The sequence below is a fragment of the Anaerolineales bacterium genome, assembly GCA_022866145.1.
In the GTDB taxonomy this organism is placed as follows: Bacteria; Chloroflexota; Anaerolineae; order Anaerolineales; family E44-bin32; genus PFL42.
In genome coordinates this window covers 1-5,115 of record JALHUE010000498.1, presented here as the reverse complement: position 1 = coordinate 5,115, position 5,115 = coordinate 1, and the positions used below count along the sequence as shown (strand labels likewise).

Annotated in this window: 4 protein-coding genes; all 4 read right to left on the bottom strand. The window is 67.4% G+C overall.

All coding sequences use genetic code 11. The features are described 5' to 3' along the window. Positions 1–442: 442 nt before the first annotated feature. Genes MUO23_14595 through MUO23_14580 form a run of 4 tightly spaced genes read right to left on the bottom strand, consistent with a single transcriptional unit; the run spans position 443 to position 4,999 of the window. Entirely contained in the window at positions 443–2,374 is a 1,932-nt protein-coding gene (locus tag MUO23_14595; GenBank protein ID MCJ7514178.1) for a molybdopterin biosynthesis protein, read from the bottom strand. Continuing rightward, positions 2,371–3,651, bottom strand: a complete 1,281-nt coding sequence (locus MUO23_14590) for a molybdopterin molybdotransferase MoeA (protein ID MCJ7514177.1) — start codon at positions 3,649–3,651, stop codon at positions 2,371–2,373. Before MUO23_14590 ends, MUO23_14595 begins: the two co-directional genes overlap by 4 nt. Beyond that, the gene (locus MUO23_14585) at positions 3,651–4,580 is read right to left on the bottom strand and encodes a UbiA family prenyltransferase (protein MCJ7514176.1); all 930 of its coding nucleotides are present in this window, start codon (positions 4,578–4,580) and stop codon (positions 3,651–3,653) included. Before MUO23_14585 ends, MUO23_14590 begins: the two co-directional genes overlap by 1 nt. Next, positions 4,562–4,999, bottom strand: a complete 438-nt coding sequence (locus MUO23_14580) for a hypothetical protein (GenBank protein ID MCJ7514175.1) — start codon at positions 4,997–4,999, stop codon at positions 4,562–4,564. The genes MUO23_14585 and MUO23_14580 overlap by 19 nt, the downstream gene beginning before the upstream one ends. Between the last annotated feature and the right edge of the window lie 116 nt (positions 5,000–5,115).

Genomic DNA, 5,115 nt, shown 5'->3' with positions numbered 1-5,115 from the left:
CGACCACATTCCGTCTTCGTGCCCATCGTCTCCGCGCATGGCCCTCGTCCTCCATTGCTTGCTTACCACTACAACACCATACCGAGGGCAAGGGATTCGATTTCGATGTCATCAGTCACTCGTTTTTCAGCAGCCTGCTAGGGATGGTGGCGACCATGCTGGCTCTTCGAGCTCATCTCCGCGGTATCGGTGAAAACGCCGTCCAATTCCGCCCGATCCCGGGGGGCTGGGCACAACCTGGCAACGGCTTCGCCTGCAGAACAAGCCCGCTGAAGGCTCGCGGTTGGGGCACGCCGGGGAAGCACGTCCTGGGTGCAGGGGTCGGGCGCCGATGCCAGACAAGAGAGCGAACCGCGCCCAAGGTGGGGCGCAGGCCCGTCAGCAAGGGCAGGGGGATAGGTCGGCGGGGAAGCTAGCCGGACCGAATGTGGCCGCGAGCGGTCTACGGCTCAATCACGTGCAGGACCTTTCCGATCTCCGGCAGCGCATACCCGGGCAGTGCGCCGATGGCAGCCTGCAGGCCGGCATCCGCCAGCACCTCAAGAACCGGCTGGAAGAGCGAGCTCGAGTAGTGCTCCTCTGGCACTACCAGGTCATAGCGCTCCTCGGCGAGGGGCAGGAAGTCGAGACCAAATTGGGCGGCAGCTGCCTCGACGCCCATGCCGCAATCGGCCTGCCCGGCAGCGATGGAAGCCGCCACTGCCAGGTGGGTGTAAGTTTCTTGCGTGTAGCCTCGAATCGAAGCGGAATCGATCCTCGCCTGGCCGAGCAGGTGGTCAAGCAACAGGCGCGTCCCTGCACCGCGCTGCCGGTTGACGAAGGTGATATCGGGACGGCACAAGTCGGCCACGCCGGCTAGGCCCTTCGGATTGCGGTACGGCAGGATCAGCCCCTGGGTCCGGCGAACGAAGCCGAGCAAGATGACCTTGCGGCCGGGGAGGTAGCGCCGAACGTAGGGCAGGTTGTATTCCCCCGTCTCTGGATCCAGTAGGTGACATCCCCCGAAATGGGCCTCGTGACGTGAGAGGGCGATTAATCCGCCCAGGCTTCCGACATTGGCGGAGGTCAATCTCCGCTGGCGGGCGGGGAGCCGCTCGGCCAGCAGGTCGAGCGTGAGGTCGTGCGAGCCGAGGGCGACCAGGGTCCTGTCGACCAGCGCCGGGTCGAGGTAAAGCCGAACCTCGACCGCATCTCCTGCCTCCAATCCCTGGGCACCGGCAGGGATCAGGACGATCCCATCGGCTCGAACCAGCGAGGTGATCATGCCAGCCCCGCGCGGGAGCGGCGCGGCCACGACCCGATCGCCGACCCGGCCGACAGCGACCCGCAGATACTCATCGTCCCCGGCAGAGGAGTGCACCTTCCGCGTCAGGGTCGCCAACAGCCGGGGAGGGTTGTGCGGAGCAGCGCCGGACCAACGCGCCAGCAGCGGCTCAACGAAGATCTCCCCCGTCAGCGCAGCCGAGACTGGAAAGCCCGGGACGCCGATGGCGGGAACGACGCGGCCCTGGCTCTCGATCATGCCGAGGATGACGGGATGGCCGGGGCGCACCGCAACACCGTGCACCAAGACTCGACCGATGGACTCGACTACCTGCGCCGTGAAGTCCTCAGAGCCGGCCGAGGAGCCGGCATTGATCAGGACCAGGTCCTGGCCGGCGCTCGCCTCCAGCACCGCCTGACGCAGGAGGGCAAAGTCGTCAGGCACGATCGGCAGGCGGGTCGCCAGGCCGCCCCAGGCTTGCACTTGAGCCGCCAGCACCAGGCTGTTTGACTCGATGATCTCCCCGGGGCGTGGCGACTGCTCGACCGGCACCAGTTCATCCCCCGTGGGCAGGATCGCGACGCGCGGCCGCCGCCAGACTCGGAGTGTGGCGATTCCACTTGAGGCGAGGGCGCCGAGATCGACCGGGCGCAGCCGGTGGCCAGAGGCCAGCACCAGATCGCCGGCGGCGAGGTCCTCGGCCACTGGGCGCAGGTTGGACCACGGAGCGATCGGAGCCCGCAATCGGACCCGGCCTTCCACCACCTCCACAACTTCGATGGGCGCGACTGCGTCGGACCAGAGCGGAAGGGGGTCGCCCGTATCAACATACCCGGCCTGGGTGCCGAGGTTGAGCTCTACCGGCGAGCGGTCGCTCGCCTGTTGTGTAGCTTGGGCCCGGATGGCATAGCCATCCATCGCCGCCGAGGTCACATTCGGAGAAGACAGCCGGGCCCACACCGGCTCGGCTGTGATTCGTCCCAATGCCTCCGGGAGGGTCACGGCCTCGGCGCCCAGCGGCCCCCACAGCCCGGCCTGTTGCAGCGCTTGCTGCAAGCGCTCCCGGGCCTCGGGCAACGGGACGTCATGCAAGTACAACCCTCGATTCATTCCCTGCTCCCGATTGGCGCTGGCCAGGCCAAGCCCCCAGGAAACGGATACACCTCGACCTGTGATCCGAGGCGCAGTCCGGTTGCTTGTGGAGGGATTCGCAAGAAGCCGTCGGCGCGGGTCAGGGTGAAGATCAGGTTGGATCGACCATGCACTACCGAGACGGAGATGGCCCCTTGGTCGACGTCGAGTGAGACCGGCACGAAGTCCTCGCGCCCGGCTTCCGACGGCACGTTCTCGCTTAGCCGCCCAGAGACCGAAGGCAGCATCGGCGCCCGCCGCGCACCGAGCATGGCCTGAATCATCGGAACCGCCAGGCAGTGGGCGAGGATCAGGGCGCTGACCGGATTTCCGGGAAGGCCAAGGATCGGAACCTTCCCGGCCATCGCCAGGATCGTTGGCTTGCCGGGCTTGACCCGCAGTCCATGGACCAGAACGCCGGGCGGGCCGAGTCGGCGAATCACCTCGGCGGTCGAGTCGCGCACGCTCACCGACGAGCCGGCCGAGACGATCACGAAATGGTTCTCGGCCGCTGCCCGGCGCATGCAGGACTCGAGCGCCACCGGGTCGTCGGGCACGATGCCGTAGGCGGCGGCCTGGCCTCCGGCGAGTGCAACCAGCGCCCGCAAGCCTCCCTCATTGACGTCGCGCACTTGCCCCGGCCCCGGTTCGCGTGTCGGGGGGACAACTTCATCGCCAGAGGACAGCAAGCCGACCCGGATGCGGCACCGACACGCGACGTGCAGGATTCCCAGGGCCATCAGGGCCCCAATCTCTTGGGGCCGCAGGGGGCTGCCGGCGCGCAGTGCGATCTCTCCCTGTCGGACATCCTCCCCCTGCTGCAAGACGTTGGCGCCGACCTGCACCGGGCGAAGGACCTCGATTTCGCTCTCGCTCAGCCTTTGCGTGTCCTCGATCATGACAACTGCGTCGCTGGCCTCCGGCAGCATGCCACCGGTGTGGACCAGCGCCGCCGTACCGGCTTCCAGGGCGAGGTTAGCTGGCGCGCCCATCGGAACCTCGCCAACAAGCCGCAGGTAGGAAGGCAGGCTGGGATTGGCACCGAAGGTGTCGGCACCCCGGACGGCATACCCGTCCACCGTCGTTCGCCGAAACGGCGGTAGATCACTCGTTGCTCGAACATCCTCCGCCAGGATGCGCCCCAGGGCAGACTCTGTCGGGACGGCCTCCGCCCCGGCGAGTGGCAGTGGCTGAGCCGCCTCTAGCCAGAGGTCCAGGGCCTGCGCAAGGGTGGAGAGCTGCAGGAATTCGGGCATCAGGAAAGCAGGTATCCCACCAGGACAACGTAGATCCCAAGCCCGAACAAGCCCACCGAATTCCAGCGAAGCAGGCGCCAGGCCGGCGGAAGGCCCTGCCGGATGCGATGCATCTGCCACGCCTGGACAACCGCCAGCGGCAGCAGGAGCAGGGCGCCGGCGGGCAAGCGCAGGGGCACCGTCTGCAGGAAGGCGATGGCGAACAGCACCCCGGCCGCAGCCAGGGCCAGGTCGTGAGCCCGCATCGCCGCCTGCCAGCCGATCCGAACCATCAGCACCCTGCGCTTCTGCGCCGAAGCGGCCGAGTAGTCCTCCAGCTGCTGGGCGATCAGCATGGCGAAGTGGAGCGCGACGAGCGGGGCCGTGCTGACCAGGACAAGCCGATGAGTCTCGCCCGTCTGCAGGGAGAATGCGTAGGAGGGGACAAGCAGCGCCAGGGCGAACGACGCCAGCAGTTCGCCATAGCCGGAGTACCGCAGCCTGAGCGGAGGCACGGCGAACCAGAAACCGGCGAGCAACAACAGCAGGAGCAGGATCCAGGACAGCAGGGGTGGTTGGCTGGTGATCAGCTGGGCGGTCGTTAACACGGCGAACAAGCCGCCGCAGGTGATCGCCGCCGAGAGCGGCGTCGTGTGTGAGAACGCCGGGCCGGGCGGATCCAAGAGCGAAGGATCGGCTCCGGCCGGTGCGGGCGGCGGGAGGTACTGCCAGTCGTCAAGCGCGACCAGGTAGTGAGTTGTCAGCTGCAGCAGCAGGATCGCGGTCAGGCCGACCCACGCCGCGCCGGGATCGATCGGCAGACCGAGATAATCGGCGATGGCCAGCCCGCAGGCGTACAGGCCAGCCCCTGCCAGCAGGTAGGCTGGACGGCTGAGCCGAGCGAACTCCGTCAGCGCTCTACGCCGAGCGCTCACCAGGCCTCCGGCCATGGGGGGCTGCCCTCAGCGCCGCCGGTAGGGGGCTCGTGCGTGGTGAAGCGGACCAGCAGGCAATCTGGTCCGCACCGCAGGCCAAACGAAACGCCGAAGGGGACGAAGAAGAGGAGTGGCGCCTCCGCCTGCAGGCGATGCTCGCAGCCGTAGGTGGGAGAGCTGCGCCGTTCGTCACGCCAGAACAGCTGGGCCTGCCCGGATTCCAGCACCCAGATCTCATCGGCGACGTCTTGGAGGCCTGGGCCGAAGGTTTCGCCGGCCGACAGCCGAATCAATTCCGCCTGACCGAAGCGGCGCAGAAGCTGGTCGCTCTCGCTCACCAGGCGCAAGCGGGTGAGCCCCCCCGATCGCCTCTGATCCAGCGGGCGGATGAACAGGTCGTGGATTGGGTAGCGAGGCCTATCGGTCAGCAGCATCGGGCATCTGGATCCTGCGCAAGCGACGCACTCCCGGCATCGATTGGGTGGTCATCCCAGGACGCGCGCCAGCCAATCGAACACTACGCGATTCGGAAGTTCGAGGTTGTCGATCT